22 protein-coding genes and 1 tRNA gene are annotated in these 25,995 nt (G+C 64.3%); 11 read left to right on the forward strand and 12 right to left on the reverse strand.

Annotated features, from left to right (window positions below; translation table 11 throughout):
- Nucleotides 1-9 precede the first annotated feature (9 nt).
- Nucleotides 10-1,896 carry an extracellular solute-binding protein gene (locus ACN9M1_RS09405; RefSeq protein WP_426393817.1) on the reverse strand — a complete coding sequence of 629 codons (1,887 nt, stop codon included), beginning with the start codon at nucleotides 1,894-1,896 and terminating at the stop codon, nucleotides 10-12.
- Between the two features lie 286 nt (nucleotides 1,897-2,182).
- On the opposite strand from ACN9M1_RS09405, the gene fabI reads away from it, so the two are divergent.
- Complete coding sequence (fabI, locus tag ACN9M1_RS09410) at nucleotides 2,183-2,977, forward strand: enoyl-ACP reductase FabI (protein ID WP_426393819.1); 795 nt, start codon at nucleotides 2,183-2,185, stop codon at nucleotides 2,975-2,977.
- Between the two features lie 192 nt (nucleotides 2,978-3,169).
- Here fabI and ACN9M1_RS09415 read toward each other — a convergent pair.
- The 6 genes from ACN9M1_RS09415 to cysS form a co-directional block, all read right to left on the reverse strand.
- A tRNA-Ser gene (locus ACN9M1_RS09415) sits at nucleotides 3,170-3,263 on the reverse strand.
- Nucleotides 3,264-3,413: 150 nt separating this feature from the next.
- Entirely contained in the window at nucleotides 3,414-4,664 is a 1,251-nt protein-coding gene (locus tag ACN9M1_RS09420) for an aspartate kinase (protein ID WP_426393820.1), read from the reverse strand.
- A 117-nt stretch (nucleotides 4,665-4,781) separates the two neighbouring features.
- Complete coding sequence (tilS, locus tag ACN9M1_RS09425) at nucleotides 4,782-6,188, reverse strand: tRNA lysidine(34) synthetase TilS (RefSeq protein WP_426393822.1); 1,407 nt, start codon at nucleotides 6,186-6,188, stop codon at nucleotides 4,782-4,784.
- Nucleotides 6,157-7,125, reverse strand: coding sequence for an acetyl-CoA carboxylase carboxyltransferase subunit alpha (locus ACN9M1_RS09430; protein WP_426393823.1), 969 nt, complete (start codon nucleotides 7,123-7,125; stop codon nucleotides 6,157-6,159). The genes tilS and ACN9M1_RS09430 overlap by 32 nt, the downstream gene beginning before the upstream one ends.
- A gap of 86 nt (nucleotides 7,126-7,211) precedes the next feature.
- Entirely contained in the window at nucleotides 7,212-8,069 is an 858-nt protein-coding gene (locus tag ACN9M1_RS09435; RefSeq protein WP_426393825.1) for a DNA-3-methyladenine glycosylase 2 family protein, read from the reverse strand.
- Complete coding sequence (gene cysS, locus ACN9M1_RS09440) at nucleotides 8,066-9,457, reverse strand: cysteine--tRNA ligase (protein ID WP_426393826.1); 1,392 nt, start codon at nucleotides 9,455-9,457, stop codon at nucleotides 8,066-8,068. The genes ACN9M1_RS09435 and cysS overlap by 4 nt, the downstream gene beginning before the upstream one ends.
- A gap of 253 nt (nucleotides 9,458-9,710) precedes the next feature.
- Between cysS and ACN9M1_RS09445 the strand changes: the two genes are divergently transcribed.
- Genes ACN9M1_RS09445 through ACN9M1_RS09460 form a run of 4 tightly spaced genes read left to right on the forward strand, consistent with a single transcriptional unit; the run spans nucleotide 9,711 to nucleotide 12,371 of the window.
- Nucleotides 9,711-10,379, forward strand: a complete 669-nt coding sequence (locus tag ACN9M1_RS09445; RefSeq protein WP_426393828.1) for a tetratricopeptide repeat protein — start codon at nucleotides 9,711-9,713, stop codon at nucleotides 10,377-10,379.
- A gap of 51 nt (nucleotides 10,380-10,430) precedes the next feature.
- The gene (locus ACN9M1_RS09450) at nucleotides 10,431-11,003 is read left to right on the forward strand and encodes a peptidylprolyl isomerase (protein ID WP_426393830.1); all 573 of its coding nucleotides are present in this window, start codon (nucleotides 10,431-10,433) and stop codon (nucleotides 11,001-11,003) included.
- A 40-nt stretch (nucleotides 11,004-11,043) separates the two neighbouring features.
- Complete coding sequence (locus ACN9M1_RS09455) at nucleotides 11,044-11,550, forward strand: peptidylprolyl isomerase (protein WP_426393831.1); 507 nt, start codon at nucleotides 11,044-11,046, stop codon at nucleotides 11,548-11,550.
- Nucleotides 11,547-12,371 carry a UDP-2,3-diacylglucosamine diphosphatase gene (locus ACN9M1_RS09460; RefSeq protein WP_426393833.1) on the forward strand — a complete coding sequence of 275 codons (825 nt, stop codon included), beginning with the start codon at nucleotides 11,547-11,549 and terminating at the stop codon, nucleotides 12,369-12,371. The genes ACN9M1_RS09455 and ACN9M1_RS09460 overlap by 4 nt, the downstream gene beginning before the upstream one ends.
- A gap of 34 nt (nucleotides 12,372-12,405) precedes the next feature.
- Here ACN9M1_RS09460 and cysE read toward each other — a convergent pair whose 3' ends face one another.
- On the reverse strand, nucleotides 12,406-13,152 hold the full coding sequence (gene cysE / locus ACN9M1_RS09465) for a serine O-acetyltransferase (protein WP_426393835.1): 747 nt from the start codon (nucleotides 13,150-13,152) through the stop codon (nucleotides 12,406-12,408).
- 151 nt (nucleotides 13,153-13,303) lie between these two features.
- A complete protein-coding gene (locus tag ACN9M1_RS09470; RefSeq protein WP_426393837.1) occupies nucleotides 13,304-14,185 on the reverse strand; it encodes an RNA methyltransferase in 882 nt (293 codons plus the stop codon).
- 111 nt (nucleotides 14,186-14,296) lie between these two features.
- Between ACN9M1_RS09470 and ACN9M1_RS09475 the strand changes: the two genes are divergently transcribed.
- From ACN9M1_RS09475 to ACN9M1_RS09485, 3 genes are all read left to right on the forward strand, one after another.
- The gene (locus tag ACN9M1_RS09475; RefSeq protein WP_426393839.1) at nucleotides 14,297-15,109 is read left to right on the forward strand and encodes an inositol monophosphatase family protein; all 813 of its coding nucleotides are present in this window, start codon (nucleotides 14,297-14,299) and stop codon (nucleotides 15,107-15,109) included.
- Between the two features lie 570 nt (nucleotides 15,110-15,679).
- On the forward strand, nucleotides 15,680-16,384 hold the full coding sequence (locus ACN9M1_RS09480) for a glutamine amidotransferase (RefSeq protein WP_426393841.1): 705 nt from the start codon (nucleotides 15,680-15,682) through the stop codon (nucleotides 16,382-16,384).
- On the forward strand, nucleotides 16,381-17,085 hold the full coding sequence (locus ACN9M1_RS09485; protein ID WP_426393843.1) for an MOSC domain-containing protein: 705 nt from the start codon (nucleotides 16,381-16,383) through the stop codon (nucleotides 17,083-17,085). The genes ACN9M1_RS09480 and ACN9M1_RS09485 overlap by 4 nt, the downstream gene beginning before the upstream one ends.
- Here ACN9M1_RS09485 and ACN9M1_RS09490 read toward each other — a convergent pair whose 3' ends face one another.
- The 3 genes from ACN9M1_RS09490 to ACN9M1_RS09500 form a co-directional block, all read right to left on the reverse strand.
- Nucleotides 17,086-18,951, reverse strand: coding sequence for a methyl-accepting chemotaxis protein (locus ACN9M1_RS09490; protein WP_426393844.1), 1,866 nt, complete (start codon nucleotides 18,949-18,951; stop codon nucleotides 17,086-17,088).
- A 164-nt stretch (nucleotides 18,952-19,115) separates the two neighbouring features.
- Nucleotides 19,116-19,931, reverse strand: coding sequence for a 2,5-didehydrogluconate reductase DkgB (gene dkgB / locus ACN9M1_RS09495; protein WP_426393846.1), 816 nt, complete (start codon nucleotides 19,929-19,931; stop codon nucleotides 19,116-19,118).
- Between the two features lie 31 nt (nucleotides 19,932-19,962).
- A complete protein-coding gene (locus ACN9M1_RS09500; RefSeq protein WP_426393848.1) occupies nucleotides 19,963-21,165 on the reverse strand; it encodes an MFS transporter in 1,203 nt (400 codons plus the stop codon).
- A 102-nt stretch (nucleotides 21,166-21,267) separates the two neighbouring features.
- On the opposite strand from ACN9M1_RS09500, the gene ACN9M1_RS09505 reads away from it, so the two are divergent.
- The 3 genes from ACN9M1_RS09505 to ACN9M1_RS09515 all read left to right on the forward strand — a co-directional run bounded on the left by ACN9M1_RS09505 (nucleotide 21,268) and on the right by ACN9M1_RS09515 (nucleotide 25,985).
- Nucleotides 21,268-22,176: a LysR substrate-binding domain-containing protein gene (locus ACN9M1_RS09505; protein ID WP_426393850.1), complete on the forward strand. Its 909-nt coding sequence runs from the start codon at nucleotides 21,268-21,270 to the stop codon at nucleotides 22,174-22,176.
- A gap of 93 nt (nucleotides 22,177-22,269) precedes the next feature.
- Entirely contained in the window at nucleotides 22,270-24,921 is a 2,652-nt protein-coding gene (mutS, locus tag ACN9M1_RS09510; RefSeq protein ID WP_426393852.1) for a DNA mismatch repair protein MutS, read from the forward strand.
- The gene (locus ACN9M1_RS09515; RefSeq protein ID WP_426393853.1) at nucleotides 24,921-25,985 is read left to right on the forward strand and encodes a hypothetical protein; all 1,065 of its coding nucleotides are present in this window, start codon (nucleotides 24,921-24,923) and stop codon (nucleotides 25,983-25,985) included. The genes mutS and ACN9M1_RS09515 overlap by 1 nt, the downstream gene beginning before the upstream one ends.
- Nucleotides 25,986-25,995: the final 10 nt, after the last annotated feature.

Raw genomic sequence — 25,995 nt, forward strand, 5'->3', positions numbered from 1 at the left:
GCGAAACGTTCAATGGCTGGGCGCGGGAATGCGCCACCACGCCGTCAGCACCCAGGCTTCCGCCGAGTAGTAATACGGCAGACGATCCGGATACATCAGGTTCTTGTTGTAGGCCACACGGTGCGTGGGCGAGTACCAGTGCGGAATCACATAGCAGCCGTGCATCAGCACCCGATCAAGCGCGCGGGATGCGGTGATCAGTTCATCGCGGTCGTCAGCACGCAATACGTCGTCGATCAGCGCATCCACGGCAGGCGATTTGAGGCCGATCACGTTGTCCGAGCCGGGCTCGTCGGCCGCAGCGGAGCCGAACCGATCCTTGAGCTCGTTGCCGGGGCTTTGCGAATCGGGAAAGCGCAGCGAGATCATGTCGAAATCAAACTCTTCCAGCCGCTTCTGGTAGAGCGCGAAATCCGTCACGCGCTGGTTCACCTGGATGCCCAGCTTTTCCAGATTGCGCGCATACGCGGCCATGACGCGGCTCATTGCGCCACCGTCATCGAGCATCTCAAAGACGAAGGGCTCGCCCTTGGCATTGCGCAGTGCACCGTCGTCGTACGTCCACCCCGCCTGTGCCAACAGGCGGCGCGCCTGGCGCAGATTGTCGCGCAGCGAACTCGGCGGATCAGTCGAGGGCGGCGCGGCCAACACGCCAAATACGTCGGGATCCACCTTGCTGCGCAACGGCTCCAGTAGCGCAAGTTCGCCCTTGCTCGGCGTACCGGTGAGCGAGTCGGCTGCAGCCAGTTCGCTGTTGGCGAAATAGCTGTCCAGCCGGCGATAGGCGCCGTAGAAGAGCTGCCGGTTCAGCCATTCAAAATCCAGCGCCAACGACAATGCCTTGCGCACCCGCAGGTCTTTGAACAGCGGCCGCCGGAGGTTCATCACAAAACCCTGCATGCCGGCGCCATTGCGATGCGGAAACTCGCTTTTGATGAGTTCGCCGCTGCGGAACTTCACGCCGACGTAGCTCTTGGCCCAATTCTTGGCGCGGTACTCCACCATGGCGTCATACTCACCGGCCTTGAAGGCCTCCAGGCGCGCGGTTTCGTCCTTGTAGAGCTTGTACTGGATGCGCTCGAAGTTGAACGAGCCGCGACGCACATTCAGATCGCGTCCCCAGTAATTCGGATTGCGGCGGAAGGTGATGCCCCGCGACGGATCAAACCGTTCGATCAGGTACGGGCCACTGGCCACCGGCTCCTGGAATGTCAGCTTATCGAACGCGACATCCTTGCCTTCGTTCGGGTCTTCCGGTTTGCCGCTGCCCTTGCCCCATTTTGGCGAGAACACCGGCAGCCCACCGACGATGAGCGGCAGCTCCTTGTTCTTACGCTTGAAGTCGTAGCGGATGGTGGCGGCATCCACCACCGTCACCTTCGCCACATCGGCGGTCATGCTGCGATACGCAGGGCTCGCGCCCTTGCCCATCAGCATGTCGTACGAGTACTTCACGTCCGACGCGCGCACCGGGTCGCCATTGGAAAAGCGTGCACGCGGGTTGATGTGGAAGGTCACCGAAAGGTCATTCGGCGCGACCGCCACGTCGTCGGCCAACAACCCGTAGCCGCTGGCCGTCTCGTCCCAACTACCGATCAGCAGGCTCTCGAATACCAACTGGGTCAGCCCCGGCGCGGACGTCCCCTTGATGGTGAACGGGTTGAACTTGTCGAAGCTCGTACGGCGGTCAGGATTGCCCAGCAGCAGCATGCCGCCGATGGGCGCCTTCGGGTTCAGGTAACCGAAGTTCGAGAAGCCGGCGGGATATTTCAGATCCCCGTATTCGGCATAGCCGTGTGCCGCCCAGCTCGGTGCTGCACCCAGGGCCGCCAACAGGCAAGCCAGTGCCGCGGGAAACCGCCCGTACAGCTTGTATGCCGCTGCAAGCACGCTCATGCCGCCTCGTGCCCCCGTTGTTCTTGCATGTCTTGACTCCACTCCACCGCAGTCTGAAAGCGTGTTTCGGACGATTCTAACGCCCTGTCGACGCAGTCCCGCCAAATCGCCCCCGAGGATCGTCCCGCATTGACAAGGATGGCGAGCATCTGCGGCACTGCGCAAAAGCACGAGTGGGCCGAAGCTTTCCGGTATGATCGCGCCGACAAAACCGCCCCACATGCCGCCACGGAGTGACCGCAGTGGCATACCGGAGCGACGTTGCCCACATTTGTACGGAGAAACCATGGGATTCCTCGCTGGCAAGCGCATTCTGATTACCGGCCTTCTGTCCAATCGCTCGATCGCCTACGGCATCGCCAACGCCTGCAAGCGCGAAGGCGCTGAACTGGCCTTCACCTACGTCGGCGAACGCTTCAAGGACCGCATTACCGAATTCGCCAACGAGTTCGACAGCAAGCTGGTGTTCGACTGCGACGTCGGTAGCGACGAGCAGATCGCCAAGGTGTTCGAAGACCTCGGCCAACACTGGGGCCACTTCGATGGCCTGGTGCACTCGATTGGCTTTGCACCGCGCGAAGCGATTGCCGGCAACTTCATCGACGGCCTGTCGCGCGAGTCGTTCCGCATCGCGCACGACATCTCCGCATACAGCTTCCCGGCGCTGGCCAAGGCTGCGCTGCCGATGCTGTCGCCCAACGCCTCGCTGCTCGCGCTGACCTATCTGGGCGCGGAGCGCATCGTCCCGAACTACAACACGATGGGTCTGGCCAAGGCTTCGCTGGAAGCCGGCGTGCGTTACCTGGCCGGCGCACTGGGCCCGAAGGGCATCCGCGCCAATGGCATCTCGGCCGGCCCGATCAAGACGCTGGCCGCCTCGGGCATCAAGGATTTCGGCAAGCTGCTGAAGTACATGGAAGACGTGGCCCCGCTGCGCCGTAACGTCACCATCGACGAAGTCGGTAACGTGGCTGCGTTCCTGTTGTCGGATCTGGCAAGCGGCGTGACCGGCGAGATCACCTACGTCGACTGCGGCTTCAACGTGACTGCAGGCGTGCCGGAAAGCGTCGGCCAAGACTGATTGCGCTGACACGACGTGTGCGCCATCTTCGGGTGGCGCATGCAAAGTCGATGCTGCAATCGAAAAAGAAAAAGAAAAAGCCCGCATGGCGCAAACCATGCGGGCTTTTTGACGTGCAGTGCAATGCGAGCCGTCACGTCAACTCGACTCGCATCCGCCTGTTGTGTGCGCTTCCCGCGAGAAGCGCCAAACTGGCGGAGACGGAGGGATTCGAACCCTCGATCCAGGTTTTGGCCCGGATGCTCCCTTAGCAGGGGAGTGCCTTCGACCTCTCGGCCACGTCTCCCAAACTGACCGTCACACGAAGGAGCCCGTGCAACGAAGCGCGTATTCTAGCCACTTCACCTCACCCGGTCAACGACAACAGAATGACACGCGGTGAGAATCTGTAGCCCCCGGGGTCGCCACCCCAGCCGTCCGGTGACGGTTCAGCCGATTACGCCTGATCCAGCTCGAACGCCTTGTGGAGCGCGCGCACGGCCAGCTCCATGTACTTCTCATCGATCAGCACCGAGATCTTGATTTCGGAGGTGGAGATCATCTGGATGTTGATGCCCTCTTCCGACAGCGTGCGGAACATCTTGCTGGCGATGCCCACGTGCGAGCGCATACCCACGCCCACCACCGACACCTTCGACACCTTCGGATCGCCCGACACGCTGGCTGCGCCGATGTGTCCCTTCACGCTGTCGTTCAGGATCGCCAGGGCGCGCTGGTATTCGCCGCGCGGCACGGTGAAGGTGAAGTCCGTCTTACCTTCCACCGACTGGTTCTGGATGATCATGTCGACGTCGATGTTCGCGTCGGCGACCGGGCCCAGGATCTGATACGCGATGCCGGGCTTGTCCGGCACACCGATCACGGTGATCTTGGCTTCGTCGCGAGCAAAGGCGATGCCGGAAATGGCGGCGGCTTCCATGTTCGAATCTTCCTCAAAAGTAATCAGCGTGCCCGAGTTCATCTCGACGTCGAGCGGCATCAGCGGGTCGGTCAGCGACGACAGCACGCGGGTCTTCACGCGGTACTTGCCGGCAAACTCCACCGAGCGAATCTGCAGCACCTTCGAGCCGAGGCTGGCCATTTCCAGCATCTCTTCGAAGGTGATCTTGTCCAGGCGGCGGGCGTCGTCCACCACGCGCGGGTCGGTCGTGTACACGCCGTCGACGTCGGTGTAGATCAGGCATTCGTCGGCTTCGAGCGCGGCTGCAACCGCCACGGCCGACGTATCCGAGCCACCACGGCCCAGCGTCGTGATATGGCCTTCGCCGTCGATACCCTGGAAGCCCGTGATGACGACCACGCGGCCGGCATCGAGATCGGCGCGCACGCGCTCGTCGTCGATCGACTGGATGCGGGCCTTGGTGTAGGCGGAATCGGTCTTCACCGGCACTTGCCAGCCGGTGTAGCTGCGCGCATCGATGCCCTCTGCATGCAGCGCGATGGCCAGCAGGCCCACGCTCACCTGCTCGCCGGTGGAGGCAATCATGTCGAGTTCACGCGGGTCGGGCTGGGCCGAAATCTCTTTGGCCATACCCAGCAGGCGGTTGGTTTCGCCGGACATGGCCGACGGAACGACCACGATCTGGTGACCTGCACGGTGCCACTTGGCAACGCGCTTGGCGACGTTCTTGATGCGTTCAACTGAACCCATCGAGGTGCCACCGTATTTGTGAACGATGAGAGCCATCTTGGAAAGATCGAGAGGAGGCGAAGCGGTGCAAAAGCCTTTGAAAATACAGCAATTTGCAGCGATCGGCAAGAAAACGGCGGATTGCGGCCAGTCAAAATGTGTGTCAGAAGGCACTCATTGCCCGGCGGCCCACGTGATCCGCCAGCCCGGGCCGCTCCTCACCGTCGCGTGGTCCATGCCCACCCCGGCAGCAAAGATCAGCGTTTCCCCCGCATACAGTAGCGGCAAACGCCCGCGCTCCCAGGCGGGGATGCCCGCTTCCTGGTATGCCTGTTTGAGCGCGCGCGATGGACCACCGGGGCGCAGCACGATGCGCTCGCCGCCGCGTCGAGGCACCAACGACAAGGGCGCCCGCAACGTTTCGGCGTCGATTCCGCCGGCCGCCACAGGTGAAAACACCAGCACCCCGCCCCATTCACCCACATTCACCCGCTGCTCGACCCGATGTGCCGCATCGAACTCCCCAGCATCAACGGTGACTGCAACCGGGTCAATCACCTCGCTGGCGCGGGTCTCGATCCACGCAAGGCCGCGATAGCGCCTGATCTGCCCTGCCGGCAATGCAATGCACAGCGCGCCATCGTCACGTGCGTCAATCAATTGGGTGCGCACATCCTCCAGGCGGCGGGTAGACAAGGCACGCATGCCCGCATGCGCCAACCATGCCCGCAACACCGCACGCTGACGCGGCATGGATAGGGCAGCCAGCGCTGCGACATCGAGCCCGTCTGACGAGGCAGTGCGCGCCAAATCCGCCTGCGCAATCTCGTCGATCAACGCTGCGGCATCCGCCAGATGCGTCGCACTGCGTGCAAGCGCCTCGCGATACGCCGGGAAATGCTCAGCCATGCCGGTCAACAGCGGGCGCAGCGCGTTGCGTGCATAGCGTGCATCGCGATTGGACGGATCTTCGATCCACGTGAGCGCGTGCGTGTGCGCGTACAGCTCGATTTCGCTGCGCGGCACGTCGATCCACGGGCGCAGCAGCGTGACAGCGCCCGCGCGAACAACCGGCATGGCAGCAAGGCCGTCGACGCCAGCGCCGCGCATCAATTGCAGCAGCACGGTTTCGGCTTGGTCGTCTTGGTGATGCGCCGTCAGCAGCATTGACGCGCCCGCCTGCGCGCAAAGCGCCTCCAGGGCAGCGTACCGCGCATCGCGTGCGGCCTCTTCAACGCCCTGTCCCGCGTCGGTTGCCACGTGGACGCGGCGCGCATGGAACGCTACTCCGGCCGCCTCCGCCATGCGCTCGCAGGCGCATTGCCAAGCATCGGCATCGTCCTGCAAGCCGTGGTGGATGTGCAGCGCGACGAGCCGCACGCGGGCACCCGCATCGCGCCACGCGGCACACGCGTGCAGCAGCGCGGCGGAATCCCGGCCACCCGACAACGCAATCGCCACCGTCGGCGCATCGGCCTCGCCAGAAACAACAAAGGCCGCACACGCGGCAACGCGTTGTGCGACCTTGTTGACCAGCAGCGCAGCCGAATCAGCGCGCGTCGGTTTCCTTGAACTTGCCATAGGCCATCAGGCGCTCGTGACGACGGGCCTGCAGTTCAGACGTCTTCATGCCTTGGAACTGGCGCAGCGATTCGGCCAGTGCACGCTTGAGCATCGTCGCCATGCCCTTCGGATCGCGGTGCGCGCCGCCCAGCGGCTCGTTGACGATCTTGTCGATCAAGCCCAGCGCCTTCAGGCGGTGTGCGGTCAGGCCCAGTGCCTCGGCGGCTTCCGGTGCCTTCTCTGCCGTCTTCCACAGAATCGACGCGCAGCCTTCCGGCGAGATCACGGCGTACGTGGCGAACTGCAGCATGATCACCGAATCGCCCATGGCGATGGCCAGTGCACCGCCCGAACCGCCTTCACCGATGATGGTGGCGATCAGGGGCACCTTCAGGCCGGCCATCACGAACAGGTTGTGGCCGATGGCTTCGGATTGCCCGCGCTCTTCCGCGTCAATGCCCGGGAATGCGCCCGGCGTATCGACGAAGGTGAAGATCGGCAGGCCGAACTTGTCCGCCAGTTCCATCAGGCGCTTGGCCTTGCGGTAACCCTCGGGCTTGGACATGCCGAAGTTGCGCAGCGCGCGCTCCTTCGTGTCGCGGCCCTTTTGGTGACCGATCACCATGCAAGGCTGGCCATTGAAGCGCGCCAAGCCACCCACGATCGACAGGTCGTCCGCGAAGGTGCGGTCGCCGTGCAGTTCGTGGAAGTCGGTGAAGATTTCGCGGACGTAATCGAGCGTGTACGGACGCTGCGGGTGACGTGCAATCTGCGCGACCTGCCACGGGGTCAGGTTGGCGTACAAATCTTTGGTGAGCTGCTGGCTCTTGGAAGCCAGGCGGGAAATTTCTTCAGAAATGTCGACAGCGGAATCGTCTTGCACGAAGCGAAGTTCTTCGATCTTCGCCTCAAGTTCTGCGATCGGCTGCTCGAACTCCAGGAAGGTTGTTTTCATGGATCTTCTGAAAGGCACTTGAAGGCGCGCATTCTACCGGATTTTGACCGCCGATCGGCGCGCCACGTTTCATCGAAATTAACAGATCAATAGGTGGTCGCCGTATCGAGGCTGCGCCACATGTACCACGTGGCCACGGTGCGCCACGGTTCCCAGTTGGCGGCCACCTCGCGGGCTTCGCTGCGGGTGACGGGTTCGCCACTGAAATAATTCTGCGAAATCGCATTGATGAGCCCGATGTCGTCCAGCGGCAGCACATTCGGGCGCATCAAATTGAACATCAGGAACATCTCGGCCGTCCACCGGCCGATGCCGCGGATTTGCGTGAGCTCAGCAATGACATCCTCGTCTTCCATCTCAGCCCACTTGGCCACGTGTACCGTGCCGTTGCGGAAGTGATCGGCCAGATCCAGGATGTACTCGGCCTTGCGCTTGGACAGACCGCAGCCGGCGAGCTTCTCCTGACCAGCACGGATGAACTGTGCGGGCACCAGCTTGGGGCACACGTCCACCACGCGCTCCCACACCGATTGCGCGGCTTTGACCGAAATCTGCTGGCCGACGATCGAGCGTGCCAGGGTCACAAACGGATCACCGCGCGAGGCCAAGTGCGCCGGGCCGTACGCGGGGATGATCTTGCGCAGAATGCGATCCCGCTTCATCAAGTCCGCGCAAGCTTCCTGCCAGTACTCCGGCGGGCCGGACAACACCACCTCTGCCGGCACGGGCATCGCCTCGTTCGTAGCGAGCGTTTCGGGCAGGGGCACCTTGGATGCCGGCGCACGTTTAGCCGGCGCCTTGGCTGCGACTGTCTTGCTCGCGACACCGTCGACCTTCTTGGCTGCCGGTTTTTTGACAGCTGGCGCCTTCACCGGCGGCGCTTTTTTGGCGGTCGTACTGCGCCCAACGCTGACCTTACTGGCCTTCTTGGCCGCCGCGTTCATGCGCGTCTCCACTCAGTGACGCCACCCGGCTTGTCTTCCAGCACGATGCCAGCGGCCAGCAGATCGGCACGGATAGCGTCGGCACGAGCAAAGTCACGGGCCGCCTTGGCGGCGCGGCGTTCTTCGATGTGGGCTTCCACTTCTGCAGCGTCCAGGCCATCAGCCGATACACCGCCTTGCAGGAAGGCATGCGGATCGCGGCCCAGCAACCCCATCACGCCGGCCAAGGCAGACAGCTGATTGGCCAACTCGGGGGAGCGCGTCTTGTTCACTTCGCTCGCCAGCTCGAACAGCACCGACACGGCGACCGGCGTGTTGAAGTCGTCGTTCATCGCCTCGAGGAAGCGCTTGCCGTGCGGTTCGTTCCAATCGGGCTTTGCACCGGGCGTGGCGGGCACGTCCTTGAGCGCGGTGTACAGGCGCGTGAGCGCATGGCGGGCGTCGTCCAAGTGGGCGTCGCTGTAATTGAGGTCACTGCGATAGTGCGAGCGCAGGATGAAGAAGCGCACCACTTCCGCGTCATACACCTTCAGCACATCGCGGATGGTGAAGAAGTTGCCGAGCGATTTCGACATCTTCTCGTCATTCACGCGCACAAAGCCGTTGTGCATCCACATGTTGACGAAGGTCTTGCCGGTGGCGCCTTCGGATTGCGCGATTTCGTTTTCGTGGTGCGGGAATTGCAGATCCGCGCCGCCGCCGTGCAGGTCGAAATGCTCACCCAGCAGTTCACAGCTCATCGCCGAGCACTCGATATGCCAGCCCGGGCGACCCTCGCCCCACGGCGAAGCCCAGCGCGATTCGGCCGGCTCATCCACCTTGGCGGACTTCCATAGCACGAAGTCCAGTGGATCCTGCTTGGCATCGTTGGCGGCCACGCGCTCGCCGGCGCGCAGGTCTTCGAGCGACTTGCCCGAGAGCTTGCCGTAGCCGGGGAACTTGCGCACGGCGTAGTTCACGTCGCCATCGGTGGCCTGGTAGGCCAGGCCCTTGGTCTGCAGCTTGCCGATCATGCTCAGCATCTGCGGCACGTATTCGGTGGCGCGCGGCTCGTGGTCGGGGCGCTGCGTACCGAGCGCCGCGAAATCTTCGTGCATCGCGTCGATAAAGCGGCCGGTGAGCGCGCTCATGGTCTCGCCGTTCTCGACTGCCCGCTTGATGATCTTGTCATCGATGTCGGTGATGTTGCGCACGTAGGTCACGTCGTAACCCGACGCACGCAGCCAGCGCTGCACCATATCGAACACCACCACCACCCGCGCATGCCCCACATGACAGTAGTCGTACACCGTCATCCCGCACACGTACATGCGCACGCGGCCGGGCTCGATGGGGACGAACGTCTGTTTCTCACGCGCGAGCGTGTTGTAGATCTTGAGTGATTCCATGAATCGGTGTCGGGAGATTCAGCGCGCCGCCACGTACTGAGGTACTGGGCTGGATGCCGGCGGGCGCAATTGCCATGTGCGGCTGATGCGCGAGCGCAAATAAGCGGCACATTTTACCGGAACTGCCCCGATGGGTTGGCCGGCCGTGCGATCGGTCTGCTCCCAATCAAGAACCTTTTCCGGCGCGCGTTGCCACTGCTGCGCGCAAAGACGGTTTGTTAGAATGCGGCGGAGTATAACGGAACCGATTCTCATGACCAGACCGCTGCGCGAGCACGCTGCCACCCTGTGCGCTGCCACCCTGACTTGCCTGCTCGCTGTATCGGCGGGACCCGCCCTGGCGCAGACCGCCGGCATTGCCCTGCCAGCAGACCTGACCCCCAGCACGCAGACGCCACCACAGGTCGTGCGTCAGAAGCGCATTGATGACGAGCTGGCCAAGAAGCAGTACACCCAGGCACTGGCTGAACTCGACAAGGACGTCGCCTCGCAGCCGCGCAATGCGCAGGCCCGCTTCCAACGCGGCGTGGCGCTTGCCGGCCTGGGCCGCAGTGACGACGCCATCGTCGCCTTCAGCCAGATGACGCAGGACTTTCCTGAACTGCCCGAGCCATACATCAACCTGGCGGCGCTGTATGCCGAGCGTGGTGAACTGCTCCGCGCCCGTGACACCCTCATCATGGCGACCCGCGTGGCGCCGGAAAATGCGCTAGCCCAATCCAGCCTGGGCGATGTCTACGTTCGCCTCGCCGCACAGTCGTATCAGAGTGCGATCAAACTGAATCCGAAGAACGCCACGGCGCGCGCGCGCCTGGATGCCCTGCCTGACCTGCCGGGCGTGCACCCAGCGGCCGCCCAACCCGCTGACAACACACTGCCCGCTGCCAGCGGCGTGAAGGCCAAGCCGGCCAAGCGTCATTAAGAAGACGCAGCCGACACGTTTTCCCACCCCCAAGCTCTCCCCATCCAGACCATGCTCCGTATTCGCTCCCTCTTTGCCGGACTCGTATGCGCATTGGCCGTAACCGCCACCGCCGCCGCAACCCCTGCACCGCGCGTGCAGTTCAAGACGTCGATGGGCAGCTTCACCGTTGAGGTGTATCCGGACAAAGCGCCCAAGACGGTCGCCAACTTCCTGCAGTATGTGAAGGACGGTTTCTACAAAGGCACGATCTTCCACCGCGTGATGGACGGCTTCATGGTCCAGGGCGGCGGCCTCACAGCCGACATGAAGGAGAAGGACACCCGCCCGCCTGTCGAGAACGAAGCGAATAACGGCCTGAAGAACGACAAGTACACGATCGCCATGGCCCGCAAGATGGACCCGAACTCCGCCACCGCGCAGTTCTATGTGAACGTGGCCGACAACAACATGCTGAACTACCCTGGTCGGGACGGATTCGGCTATACCGTCTTCGGCAAGGTGGTCGACGGTACCGACACCATCGACAAGATCAAGGCGGTGGAAACCACCACCAAGTTCCCGCACCAGAATGTGCCCGTGAAGCCAATCGTGATTGAATCGGCCACCGTCGTCTCCAAGTAACGCCCGAACAACGTTTTTTGCCCCACCCAAGGAATTCACCATGACCCAAGTCAAGCTGCACACCAACCACGGCGACATCACCCTCGCGCTGGACGCGGAAAAGGCACCCAAGTCGGTCGCCAACTTCGTCGCTTATGTGAAGGACGGCCACTACAACGGCACCGTGTTCCACCGCGTCATCAAAGGTTTCATGATCCAGGGCGGCGGCTTCGAGCCGGGCAACGACATGAAGCAAAAGCCCACCAAGGCCCCGATCGACAACGAAGCCAACAACGGCCTGAAGAACGAGCGCGGCGCCATTGCCATGGCACGCACCAACGATCCGCACTCGGCCACGGCCCAGTTCTTCATCAACACGGTCGACAACGACTTCCTGAACCACACCTCGCCGACGCCGCAAGGCTGGGGCTACGCCGTGTTCGGCAAAGTGACCGAAGGCATGGATGTGGTCGACAAGATCCGCTCGGTGCGCACGGGCAACCGCGGCTTCCACCAGGATGTGCCGATGGAAGACGTGATCATCGAAAGCGCTGAAGTGATCGAATGAGTGACGCAGCGCACGCCTCACAGGCCTCCGCGCTGAAGACACCGGTCCGGGTTTCCGGGCCGGTGTTTTTTATTTCGGATCTGCACCTCACGGCCAGCATGCCGGCCACCGCCGCCGCGTTCGAGCGCTTCCTGCGCACGCGTGCCCGCGAGGCCCGCACGCTCGTCATCCTGGGTGATTTCTTCGAATACTGGGTCGGCGATGAAGAGTTGGACGATCCGTTCCACCAGCACGTTGCCAACCTGCTCGCTGAACTGGCGAACGCCGGCACGCGCGTGCTGTTCATGCACGGCAACCGCGACTTCCTGCTCGGCAAGCGCTTCCTGGCCGCCGCGCGCGCGACGCTGCTGCCCGACCCCAGCGTGCTGGAGGTCAACGATGGCCACGGCCAGCGCATCGTGCTCGCCCACGGCGACGCCCTCTGCACGCGCGATACGGCGTACATGCGCTTTCGCCACTGGACGCGCAAGCGCTGGGTGCAACGCATATTCCTGACGATGCCGCTGCGCTGGCGGCTGAAGATCGCGCAAAAGATGCGCGCAGAAAGCGAAGCCGGCCGCGCCATGTCCGCCAACGTGGCAGGCGAGCCGCGTGCCGCTGCGATGATGGGCGACGTCGCCCCCGAAGCCGTGCATGCGCTGTTCAAGGCGTCCGGCACATCCACGCTGATCCACGGCCACACGCACCGCCCGCAATTGCATCACGAGCCGAGCGGTGAACGCTGGGTCCTCTCCGATTGGGACTTCGACACGCCACAACCGCGCGGTAGTTTTCTCAAACTTGAAAACGGCGCGCTAACAGTCGAACAAGTGACAGCGTAGGTTGATGTAACCTCGCGCCGCCACCCGCCCTTCCTTACTTGAGCATCCGCTTCAGCTCGCTCGCATCGAACGGATCGTTCGGCGAGTTCTCAAGGTGCGCGCCCAGGCGATCCAACGCAGAAAGAATCGACTCGATGCGCTCCTGCTGGAGTTCGCTGTGGTCGATCAAGCGCTTGAGCGCCAGCGACACCGGATCGTCCGCATCCGGCGTGATGCCGTAGGCCGAGAACTCCTGCTTGAGCGCCGACTTGGCCTCGGCGGCCGCATCGCGTTCGATGATGCGCGCGGGAATGCCCACCGCCGTGGCACCCGGCGGCACCGGCTTGAGCACCACCGCATTCGACCCCACGCGCGCGCCATCCCCAATGACGAAGCCGCCGAGCACCTTGGCGCCCGCGCTCACTACCACGCCCTTGCCGAGCGTGGGGTGCCGCTTGGCACCCTTGTACAGCGAGGTGCCGCCCAGCGTCACGCCCTGGTAGATCGTGCAATCGTCACCGATCTCGGCCGTCTCGCCAATCACCACGCCCATGCCGTGGTCGATGAACACGCGGCGGCCGATCGTCGCACCCGGGTGGATCTCAATGCCGGTCAAGAAGCGCCCGAGGTGCGAGAACCACCGCCCCATCAGCTTGAAGCCGCCGTGCCAACACGCATGCGCGACCCGATGGACGATGACGGCGTGCAGACCCGGATAGCAGGTCAGCACTTCCCAGCGGCTGCGCGCGGCCGGGTCTCGCTCCATGATGGCGGCAATATCTTCGCGAATGCGTGTGAACATCTTGGTGGTGTGGGTGGATCGTTATATCGATATGCGCGATGCGCTGAGGGCAGTGTAAGGCATCCGCCTACCGCGCTACGGCAAGGGTTTTTGGCCCGACATGCAGGGGATTGCCGCCGCGTGTGGTCAACAACGGGCGGCTTCTAAGCACTCAGCGACAGTCGTCGGCAGCGCCAGTGGGTGGCGCGGGCGGCGTAGAGGCTTCGGCACGGCGGCCGAGCATGCGCTTGGCGATCCCACGCAGGATGTTGACCTCTTCGGTCTCCAACTGCGTGCGGGCAAACAGACGCCGCAGGCGCGACATCAGCTTCTTCGGCTGGGCGGGGTCGAGAAAACCGATCTCGACGAGACCCTGCTCCAGGTGTTCAAACATGCCGTCGATCTGCTCGGCGGTGGCAGGCTCGCCGACAAAGCCGACGCCTTCCATCCGGGTGTCGCCCGTGCCGGTATCGGCCAGCAGCGCCATGCGCACCTCATACGCAATCAACTGCACCGCTTGCGACAGGTTCAGCGATGCATACGCCGGATTGGCCGGAATGTGCGTGACGACATGGCAGCGCTCCACCACCTCGTTCGGCAAGCCGAAACGCTCGTTGCCGAAGACGAAAGCGACGGTCGTATCCGGCGCGGCCAGCAAGGCGGCCACCTCTTCCGCAGCGGCGCGCGGACCGATGCGGCGCGGGCCAAACTCGCGTGGGCGGGCGGTCAACGCAATTGTGAGCGACGCACCGGCCAGCGCTTCGCCAATGTCATCGACCACGCGGGCGCCCGCCAGGACGTCATCTGCGCCGCTTGCCATGGCAACGGCATCGGCGTGGGATTGGGCATGCGCCTCGCGCGGGCGCACGAGTACGAAGCTGCCGGTATCCCCGAAGCCCATTGTCTTGAGCGCGCGTGCCGTGGAGCCGACATTGCCCGGGTGACTGGTTTCGACCAGCACGAAACGGCAGCGCGCGGCGCGCTGGCGCAACGTTTCGGGGTCGGCTGGGGTGGGGGTTGGTATGGTTTCCGGGGCGGCGGAGGCGGGGTTCATATACAATACGGCCACTCTTTTGACGGCGGAATCTTGTCCGCCGTTCGTTCTTCCACAATTCGCTGTGTTGTTCGCCTGGGGCTAAAGACGCACCAGGCGCGGAGATCCGTCATGCATCCGATGCTCAATATCGCCGTCCGCGCTGCTCGCAAGGCCGGTACCGTCATCAATCGCGCGTCCTTCGACGTCGATAGCCTGCGCACCGAGCGCAAACAACACAACGATTTCGTCACCGAAGTCGATCGCGCGGCTGAAGCCGCGATCATCGAAGTCATCAAGACTGCCTACCCCGATCACGCGATTCTAGCGGAAGAGTCCGGCCAATCCTGGGCCGACGGCGAAACCGTCAGCGAAAACGTGTGGGTGATCGACCCGCTGGACGGCACCACCAACTTCATCCACGGCTTCCCGCAATACGGCGTGTCGATCGCACTGATGCAGCGTGGCGTGGTCACGCAGGCCGTGGTGTACGACCCGACCCGCGACGAGCTCTTCACCGCCACCAAGGGCGGCGGCGCGTTCCTGAACAACCGCCGCATCCGCGTCACGCGCCGCGACAAGCTGGCCGACTGCCTGATCGGCACGGGCTTCCCCTACCGCGACATGGCAGGTCTGTACGACTACACGCGCCTGTTCGCCACCATGACGGAAAACTGCGCCGGCCTGCGTCGCCCGGGTGCCGCCGCGCTGGACCTCGCCTACGTGGCGTGTGGCCGCCTCGACGGCTTCTTCGAGCAAGGCCTGAGCAAGTGGGACATGGCCGCCGGCTCGCTGCTGGTGACGGAAGCCGGTGGCCTGGTGGGCAACTACACCGGTGAATCGGGCTACCTGGACCAAGGCGAAATCCTGGCCGGCAACCCCAAGGCGTTTGTGCAGATGATCAAGATCACGTCGCCGTTCTCGCGGTCGAAGGCTGAGGCTTAATAGCCGTCTTGCCCAAAGAAAAAGCCCGCATCGCGCGGGCTTTTTTGTTGCCGCGTCGCAGCCTCGAACACGGAAATTCTGACACTCCCGACAGGCCTGACACGCTCCGCGTCAATGGAGCGTCTTACTCCACCGTCGGACCTCGAAGCTCCATAAGCGAACCCTTTTGGTCCACCCTCGGAGCTCTGAGCTCCATGAACGGACCTTCTGTGCTCCCCCGTCAGAGTTCCGAGCTCCGTGAATGGACCTTTTTGCTCCACGCGCGGACCTCCGAGGTCCGTGAGCGGACCTTTTTTCTCCACCGTCGGGCCTCCAAGCTCCGCGAATGGACCTTCTTTGCTCCGCGCTCGGACCTCCGAGGTCCGTGAATGGAGCTTTTTGGTCCACCGTCGGACCTCCGAGCTCCATGCGTGGACCTTTTAGCTTGGCGCTCGCCCCTTTGAGGCCGGCAAGTGGCGCGCTGAGGTCGGATCGCGCCGGCGACAAACCCTCGCTTACCGCACGGGTTTTGCTGGCCGCGCCCGTCCGTCACAATGCGCCTGATCTTTCACGCTCAGCCGCCCGCAGACCATGAAAACCGCCCTCGCCCTGCGTCACGTTCCATTCGAGCACCTCGGCCTGCTGCAACCGCTGCTCCACGCGCGCGGCTACACGGTCCGCTACGTGGATGTTGGTGTGCAGCCCCTACCGGCAACCGACATCGCCACCGCAGATCTGGTCATCGTGCTCGGCGGCCCGATCGGTGCGTATGACGATGAGACCTACCCTTTCGTGCGCGCGGAGGCGGAGGCGATCGCCCAACGTCTGGCCGCACACAAACCCCTGCTCGGCATCTGCCTGGGTGCGCAGTTGATGGCGCGGGCGCTGGGTGCATCGGTCAAGCCGATGGGTGTGAAGGAGATCGGCTTTGCACCCATCACGCTCACGGCTGCGGGCCAGGATTCGCCGCTTGCACCCTTGGCCGATGGCACACCGGTACTGCATTGGCATGGCGATCGGTATGAGCTCCCACCCGGCGCGCTGCGGCTTGCCTCTACGGCCACCTGCGCAGAGCAGGCCTTCGCCATCGGCAACCACGCGTTGGGGCTGCAATTCCATCTGGAGGCGAATCTGGATGAACTGGAGGCCTGGTTGATCGGCCATGCCGCAGAGCTCGGCGCGGCGGGCATCGACCCGCGCGTGCTGCGGGCTCAGGCACCTGCGGTGGCGCAGCGCTTGTCGCAGCGTGCCGGCGACGTGTTCACCGCCTGGCTGGATCGCGCGGAGGCCGCATGACGCCCCCCACCCCCATCCGCATCGACACCATCCTCACCGGTCGCGCTGTCGATTACACGCGGCCCGGTTCACGCAGTGCCATCAACAAGCGCCCGGTGGCCGACGCGGTGCAGGTCGACAGCAACGGCATCGTTGGCGATGAACAGGGCGACCTGCGCGTGCATGGCGGCCCGGACAAGGCAATCCACCACTACCCCTTCGACCACTATGCCGCGTGGCGCACGGACATCGGCGCCCAAGCGTTGCTCGCCCAACCCGGCGCCTTTGGCGAGAACCTGAGCACCGTCGGCATCACCGAAGCCGATGTCTGCGTGGGTGACCGCTTGCGTGCGGGCAGTGTGGTGCTGGAGGTGTCGCAACTGCGCCAGCCGTGCTGGAAACTCAACGACCGCTTTGGCACACGCGACATGGCACGCCGCGTACAACACACGGGGCGCACGGGCTGGTACTACCGGGTCTTGGAAGGTGGCACGCTGCGCGCGGGCGATACGCTCGAATGGCTCGAACGTCCCTGGCCGCAGTGGTCGCTGGCACGCGTGCTGGATGTGCTCTATCGCAACATGCTCGACCGCGCCGCGCTGGAAACCATGCTGGCGCTGCCGCTCACGCCGTCGTGGCGCAAGCTGGTGGAAGGCCGGCTTGCGCGCGGCGAGGTGGAGAGCTGGGCCAAGCGCATCGATGGCCCAGCGTTGGACGCCTGATTAGAAGGTTTCCCAGTCGGAATCGTCACCCGCAGCCACCAGCGGCTTGGCCTTGACGAGGCTTGCCGGCACGGCGGCGGGCGCTTTCTCGGGTGCTTTCTCGGCCGGTTTGCTGGCCGGCTGGTCTTCACGCTTGCTCAATACGGGCGCCTTGCGCGATGTCAGCTTAGGCTTGGCCGCACCGGGGCTCGGCTTGGCGGGCTGGCGACGCGGCGTGTCGGCCTTGGCGACAACTGGCGCGACCGGGGCAGCTGGGGCCACCGGTGCAACGGTCGGCGCCACCCTCGTCACCGGTGCGGGCGCCGTGCGCAACGCATCGGCGTGCAAACGGAATTGCGCCACGATCTGCGTGAGGCTCACCGCCTGCTCTTCCAGCGACTGCGCAGCGGCAGCGGCCTGCTCCACCAGCGCGGCGTTCTGCTGCGTGGCATCGTCCAACTGTGTCACGGCGTGGCTGACTTCTTCGATGCCCGAGCGCTGCTCCTGGCTGGCCGACGAGATCTCGCCCACGATATCGGTCACGCGCTTCACGCTGGCCACCACTTCGCGCATGGTCTCGCCAGCCTCTTCCACCAGCACGCTGCCGGCATCGACATTGGCTACGGAATCGTCGATCAACCCCTTGATCTCCTTGGCCGCTGCCGCGCTGCGCTGCGCGAGGCTGCGCACCTCGCCGGCCACGACGGCAAAGCCGCGGCCCTGCTCGCCTGCGCGTGCCGCTTCCACAGCGGCATTCAGGGCGAGGATGTTGGTCTGGAACGCAATGCCATCGATCACGCCGATGATGTCGACGATCTTGCGCGAGGACGCGTTGATCGAACCCATCGTCTCCACCACGCGCGTCACCACGTCGCCGCCGCGCACGGCCACATCCGAGGCGGACACGGCGAGTTGGTTGGCCTGCTGCGCGTTGTCGGCGTTCTGCTGCACGGTCGACATGAGCTGTTCCATCGCCGAGGCCGTTTCTTCCAGTGAACTGGCCTGCTGCTCGGTGCGCGAAGAGAGATCCAGGTTGCCGCTGGCGATTTCACGCGTGGCGGTACCGATGGTGTCCGACGCACCCTTGATGCTGCCGATGGTCTGCACCAGCGCGCCGCGCATGCGGCCCATGGCGTAGAGCAAGCTGTGACGGTCGTCCGGGCGGGTGGCAATGTCGACCGTGAGGTCGCCGCCGGCAATGCGGTTGGCTACCTCTGCCGCGTACGCCGGGTCACCGCCCAGCGTGTTCTGCAGACCCCGGTTGGCAAGGGTGCCGAGCGCAATCAGCATGATGCCGACCACCGCCAGCAGGCCACCGGTCTGGTACAGCGACGTCATGAACGCCGCGTTGATGTCGTCGATGTAGACGCCAGTCGAGAACACCCAGTCCCATGGCTCGTAACGGATGGCGAAGGCGGTCTTGTCCACCGGCTCCGTGCCGCCGACCTTGGGCCAGACATAGCTGGTAAAGCCGCCGTTCGGATCTTTGGCGGCGTTGGTCAGGCCAACGTACACCGCATTGCCCTGCGCATCCTTGAAGCCGGACTGATCCTTGCCGATGAACTCGGGCTTGATCGGGTGCATCACCACCACGTTGTTAGAACTGGTGATGGTGAAGTAGCCGTCCTTCCCGTAGCGCAGCGCCTTGAAGCGGTCCAGCGCTTGCTTCTGGGCCTCCTCTTTTGTCAGCGCGCCGCTCTTGGCTAGATCGTCGTACTGTTTGGCGAGGTTGAGCGCCATGCTGCTCACGCTGACCAGGTTGTTCTTGCGTTCATCCATGCGGATAGCGCGCGCCTGATACGCGTTGATCACCGAGATCAATGTCAGGGCCACGAGGCTGATCACCAGCGGCAGCCAGAGCTTTTGACGGAAGCTGAGCTTACTCATTCCAGAGTCTCCGGAGTGGGAGCCCTGCGCAAAAGTGCGCGAGACATCCCCTTGATTTTTAGAGTTCCGGATGGTCTATCGGCAACATCCTCAACAATCTTGAGTCGTCGGCAGCCCGCTGGTGGTCAGCTTGTGGAGGGCCAGCCCCCTTGAGTTGATCTGGATCAATCCCAGGCCGGTGCGATGCCCGATGGGTTGGCAATGCGCTCGCCCCGGTCCAGCTCGGCAATACGCGCCATGTCGGCATCGGTCAGACGCAGGGTGCGGGCGGCCAGGTTGCTTTCGAGATTGGCGCGCCGGGTGGACGACGGAATGACCGAATAGCCCTGCTGCAGCGCCCAGGCCAGCGCCACCTGGGCGGGCGTCGCGCCGTGTGCCTGGGCGATGTCGGCGATGACCGGATCGGCCAGCACCTTGCCCACGCCCAGCGTCATATAGGAAGTGATGTGGACGCCCTGCTCCCGCGCAAAGGCCGCGACCTTGCGGTTCTGCAGATACGGATGCAGCTCGATCTGGTTGGTGGCGAGGTTGTCCGCCCCCACGATGCCAATGGCCTCCTTGAGCAGCGGCACGGTGAAATTGGACACCCCCAGCGCGCGTGTCAGTCCTTGCCGCTTGGCCTCGGCCAGCGCGCCAAGGTATTCGGCCATCGGCACTTCGCCCTTGGGCGACGGCCAGTGGATCAGCGTCAGGTCCACCTGCTCGGTCCGCAGCTTGGCAAGGCTGTCCTTCAAGCTGGGGATGAGCTTGTCCGCTGCAAAGTTGCTGACCCAGATCTTGGTCGTCAGGAAGAGGTCCTTGCGGGCCACGCCCGATTCCGCAATGGCTTGGCCGACCTCGGCCTCGTTCTCGTAGATTTGCGCGGTATCGATGGCGCGGTAGCCGAGTTCCAGCGCAGTGCGCACGGAGTCGATCACGGTCTGGCCCTTCAGGCGGAAGGTGCCCACGCCAAAGGCGGGCACGTTGAAAGCATTGGTCATTGCGTTGTCCTTGTCTTGAAGAGGAAGGGAATCAGTGAGCGGCCGGCATCGGGCCATCAAAGCACGGGCCGACGCCGTTACGGCGGTCGAGCACACCGCTCCATGTCGTCAGGCCCAGCGACACCAGCACCACCAGTGCGCCAATCCACGGCGTATGCATCAGGCCCAGATGCGTGACGATCAGCCCGCCGGCCCACGCCGCCCCGGCAATGCCAAGGTTGAAGGCCGCAATGTTCAGGCCCGACGCCACATCCACGGCTTGCGGGGTATAGCGCTCCGCCTGCTTGACCACATACACCTGCAGCCCCGGCACGTTGCCGAACGCCACCGCGCCCCACAGCAGCACCGTCGCCACGGCCGTCCACGGATGGTGAGCAGTGAACGTGAACAGCAAGAGCACCGCCGCCAGCAACGCAAAGATGATCTGCAGGGCAACAATCGGCCCCTTGCGATCGGCCAGGCGACCGCCCCACAGGTTGCCCACCGCCACCGATACACCATAGACGAGCATCACCCAGCCCACCGCCCCAGCGCTGAAGCCAGCCACGTCTTGCAGAATCGGCGCCAGGAAAGTGAACGGGATGAATGAACCGCCATAACCGATGGCCGTCTTGGCGTACACCATCAGCAGGCGGGGCTGCGCCAGCACCTTGGCCTGCTGCATCAGCGACGCCGGTGCCGACTGCGCGAGTTTGCGCGGCACGAACAGCAGGCTGCCCACAAAGGCGATCGCCCCCAACGCGGACACCGCCAGGAACGTCTCGCGCCAGCCAAAGTGCTGGCCGATGAAGGTGCCCAGCGGCACGCCCGTCACCAGCGCCACGGTCAGCCCCGTGAACATGATGGCGATGGCGCTTGCGGCCTTTTCTTTCGGCACTAGGCTCGTGGCGATGGTCGAGCCGATTGAGAAGAACACGCCGTGCGCCAACCCCGTCAGCACGCGCGCCAGTACCAGCGATTCATACGTGGGCGCACGCCACGCCAGCAGGTTGCCCAGCGTGAACAGCGCCATCAACGACAGCAGCAGCGTCTTGCGCGGCAGGGGCCCGGTCAGCGCGGTCAACACCGGCGCGCCCACCGCCACGCCCAGCGCATACAGGCTCACCAACAACCCGGCAGACGGCAGCGTGATGCTCAAATCCACCGCCACCGTGGGAATCAGACCAACGATGACGAACTCCGTCGTCCCGATGGCAAACGCGCTCAAGGTGAGCGCAAGCAAAGCAATAGGCATGGTGCCCTCCGTTCAATCGATGACCGGAGTGTGGGCGCGCGCGTCTTTGCAAAAAACCCCGTGTTGTGCAGAATACTTTTGACTGGGAATTGATAATCGACGATGAAAACAACGCTCGAAGAACTGCTGGCCTTCCGCACCGTGGTGGACACCGGCTCCGTCACGGCCGCCGCCGAACAGCTCGGCCAGACGGTATCGGGCGTGAGCCGCGCCCTGCGCCGGCTGGAAGAGAAGCTGGAAACCACCCTGCTCTCGCGCACCACGCGCCGTTTAGCGCTCACCGACGAGGGCACTGCCTTCCTGGCCCGCGCGCGTGAGATTCTGGCCGCCGTGGATGAGGCCGAAGAGCACATCGCCCTGCGCCGCCAACAGCCTGCGGGGCGCCTGCGCGTGAACGCCGCCATGCCGTTCATGCTGCACGTGATCGCGCCACTGGTGCCCGACTTCCGCGCGCAGTTTCCGCAGATCGACCTGGAGCTGAACACCAACGACCTGATTATCGATCTGCTGGAAGAAGACACCGATGTCGCCATCCGCATCGGCACGCTGCGCGACTCCACCCTGCGGGCGCGACTGCTCGGCACGCGGCGGCTGCGCGTGCTGGCGAGTCCCGCTTATCTGAAGGCAAACGGCCGGCCGCGCAGCGTCGATGATCTGCAGACACACACCCTGCTCGGCTTCGTTCAGCCCGAATCGCTGAACCACTGGCCCCTGCGCGGCCCGCATGGCGATCGCCTGCACATTGAACCCACGCTCAAAGCCTCCAGCGGCGAAACCCTGCGGCAGCTGGCCTTGCAAGGCGCCGGTATCGTCTGCCTGGCCGATTTCATGACCGCTGAAGACCGGCGCAACGGCAACCTCGTGCAGGTCTTGCCCGACGCCACCGTCGAGGTACAGCAACCCATTCACGCGGTCTACTACCGCAATACGCAGCTGGCCTCACGCATTGCGTGCTTTCTCGACTATCTGGAAGCCCGGCTCGCGGATGACGCGGCAGACAATGTGCGGTGAAAGCGCATCGCGGGTATGCAACAATTGCGCGATTCCACACCTTCCGCGCGCGACCGATTGATCGCGCCGCGCCTGAGTACCCATTTGCACCGCATGGCTGAACAGTCCGCCGCTCCGGCTCTGGAGATCGACCCGAAATACGGCCCGTTGGATAAACACACACCGATGATGCAACAGTATCTTCGGTTGAAATCGGGCCATCCCCATACGCTGGTGTTCTACCGCATGGGCGACTTCTACGAGCTCTTCTTTGAAGACGCCGAGAAGGCCGCCCGCCTGCTCGACATCACGCTCACCGCGCGCGGCAGCTCCAACGGGCAGCCGATCCGCATGGCGGGCATTCCCTTCCACGCGGTGGAGCAATACCTTGCCAAGCTCGTCAAGCTGGGCGAATCGGTTGCCATCTGCGAACAGATCGGTGACCCGGCCACCACCAAGGGGCCCGTTGAGCGCAAGGTCGTGCGCGTTGTCACCCCCGGCACGCTGACGGACGCCGCACTGCTCTCCGACAAGGTCGACAACCACCTGCTGGCCATCGCGCAATTGCCGGGCAAGCGTGGTGCCGCACCGCTGACCGGCCTGGCATGGCTGAATCTGGTTGGCGGCGAATTGCGCGTGATGGAATGCAGCCCCGACCAGCTCGATCGCGAGCTGGAGCGCATCCGCCCCGCCGAAGTGCTGGCCGACGATGCCACGCTCAATGCCATCCAAGCCGACGTTGCCCGCACACGCCTGCCCGATTGGCACTTTGATGTGGAAGCCGGCGCGCGCCGCCTGCGTGAACAACTGGGCGTGGCCAGCCTCGTCGCCTTCGGTGCGGAAACGTTGACGGCGGCCCTCGCCGCGGCCGGTGCGCTGCTGAACTACGCGGCCGCCACGCAAGGCCAGTCGCTGCGCCACGTGATCGGCTTGACGGTCGAACACGAAAGCGAATTCATTGGCCTGGACACCGCCACGCGCCGCAATCTGGAGCTGACCGAGACGCTGCGCGGGCAGGAATCGCCCACGCTGTTCTCACTGCTCGACACGTGCGCCACCAGCATGGGCAGCCGCCTGCTGCGTCACTGGCTGCACCACCCGCTGCGGGATCGCGCGATACCGCAAGCGCGCCAACAGGCCATCGAAGTGCTGCTGGGCAGCGACTGGCAAACATTGCGCGCAACGCTGCGTACGCTGTCCGATGTGGAGCGTATTACCGGCCGACTGGCGTTGCTGTCGGCACGCCCGCGTGATCTATCGTCGCTGCGCGACACGCTCGCGCGCCTGCCGGAAATTCGCGAAGAGCTACCGCAGAGCGATGCCGCCCCGCTGTTGGCCGAGCTGTATGCCGCGCTCACGCTGCCTGAAGATGCCCACGCCCTGCTCCAGCGCGCCGTCATGGCGGAGCCGGCCGCCATGGTGCGCGACGGCGGCGTCATCGCCCGCGGCTACGATGCCGATCTCGATGAGCTGCGCGACATCTCCGAAAACTGCGGCCAGTTCCTCGTCGACCTGGAAGCCCGCGAGCGCGAGCGCACTGGCATCGCTAACCTGCGCGTGGAATACAACCGCGTGCACGGCTTCTACATCGAAGTCACCAATGGCCAGGCCGCCAAGGTGCCCGACGACTACCGCCGCCGCCAGACCCTCAAGAACGCCGAGCGCTACATCACGCCCGAGCTGAAGGCGTTTGAAGACAAGGCGCTCTCCGCACAAGACCGCGCCCTGTCGCGCGAAAAGGTGCTCTACGAAGAACTGCTGCAAAAACTGCTGCCGCATCTGGCCGAGTTCAAACGCATTGCGGCTGCGCTGGCGCAGGCCGACGTGCTCGCCACACTGGCCGAGCGTGCACACGCACTGTCGTGGGCGCGCCCGACGCTGACGGACGCACCTGGCATCGAGTTGACGCGCGCGCGGCATCCGGTGGTCGAACAGCAAGTCGAACAGTTCGTCGCCAACGACTGCGTCTTACAGGACACACGCAAGCTGCTGCTCATTACCGGCCCGAACATGGGCGGTAAGTCGACCTTCATGCGCCAGACCGCATTGGTCGTCCTGCTGGCCTACGTGGGCGCCTTCGTGCCAGCGGAGGCCGCCACCATCGGCCCGATCGATCGCATCTTCACGCGCATCGGCGCGGCGGATGACCTGGCGGGCGGGCGCTCGACCTTCATGGTCGAAATGACCGAAGCCGCCGCCATCCTGCACCGCGCCACGCCCAACAGCCTGGTGCTGATGGACGAAATCGGACGCGGCACGAGCACGTTCGACGGCCTTGCGCTCGCCTGGGCGATTGCGCGCCACCTGCTGTCGCACAACCGCAGCCACACGCTGTTCGCCACGCACTACTTTGAACTGACGCAATTGCCGCAGGAGTTTGCGCAGGCGGCCAATGTGCACCTCTCCGCTGTGGAACACGGCGACGGCATCGTCTTTCTGCATGCCGTGCAGGAAGGCCCGGCCAGCCAGAGCTACGGCTTGCAGGTTGCGCAACTGGCAGGCGTGCCGCAGCCTGTCATCCGCGCCGCGCGCAAACGCCTCGCATGGCTGGAGCAGCATTCCGCCGACACCGGCGCCACGCCGCAGCTCGACCTCTTCGCACTCGCCGCTGACACGCCCATCGAAGATGAAGACGACGCGCCAGCCGAGCCGCCCAACAGCGCGCTCACGGAGGCCCTCGCCAGCATCGACCCCGATGATCTGACACCGCGCGAAGCCCTCGATGCGCTGTATCGGCTCAAGGCGCTGTCGAACCCGCCTGCCTGATGAAGCGCCTCGGGCTGCCTCGCTCGCTGCAATGCCTCGCCATCGCACTGGCGCTGCTGGCGGGCGGTGCCGTGCACGCTGCGTCTGCAAACCGGGCAGGCGCAGCGAATGGATTCAGCTTCGCCGTCATCGGCAACGTGCCCGAACGCGGTGAGGATGTCGGCGCCGCGCGTACCTTGCTCGATGCCATTGACGCCGAACACCCGGCCTTCGTCGTCCACCTGGGCAACCTCAAGGGCCGCGATGAATCGTGCGCCGATACGCTGCTTGAAGCGCGCCATGATCTGCTCGACAGCCTGATCTCGCCCGTCGTCTACATCCCCGGCGACCACGACTGGAGCGATTGCCAGCGCCCCGCCGCCGGTGGTTTTGACCCCATCGAGCGGCTGCTGCGCGTGCGCGAACTGTTCTACCCCGATGACAACACGCTCGGCCAGCGCACGATGAAGGTGATGCGCCAGTCCGACCAGGCCAAGTTCCGCAGCTATCGCGAAAACACGCGGTGGGAAACCGGCGGCGTGCTGTTCGTCACCCTCAACGTGCCCGGCGACAACAACAACTACAAGACCGCCGGCGGACGCAACGGCGAATATGAAGACCGCCTGGAAGCCAACCGCCAATGGCTGACACGCGCCTTCACGGTTGCCCGCCAGCACAAACTGGCCGGCGTGGTGATCATGATGCAAGCCGATCCGCTGTTCGAAGATGGCTGGGAGCGGCGTCGCGCGCCGAACCTGCTCGATGGACTGCTGCGCCGGCGTCCACACGATGGCTATCTCGGGCTCAAGCGCCAATTGCGCGCCCTCACGCGTGAATACGATGGGGCCGTGCTCCTCGTCCATGGTGCCAGCCAGACCCTCATCCTCGACAGACCGCTCAAGGATGAGGACGGGCGCCCCGATCCGCATGTCATGCGCGCACGCACGTATGGCTCGCCAGTGCTCGATCGTTGGCTGGAGGTGTCCGTCACGCCGGGCCGCACGCCGCTTTTTCACATCCGCAGCCGCCGTATCGATAACACCCCTGCCCCGGCACCAGAGATCGCCCCTGCGCCGATGCAATGAAAAACGGGAG

Origin of the sequence: Ralstonia sp. R-29, assembly GCF_049913345.1 — a bacterium.
Taxonomy (GTDB): Bacteria; Pseudomonadota; Gammaproteobacteria; order Burkholderiales; family Burkholderiaceae; genus Ralstonia.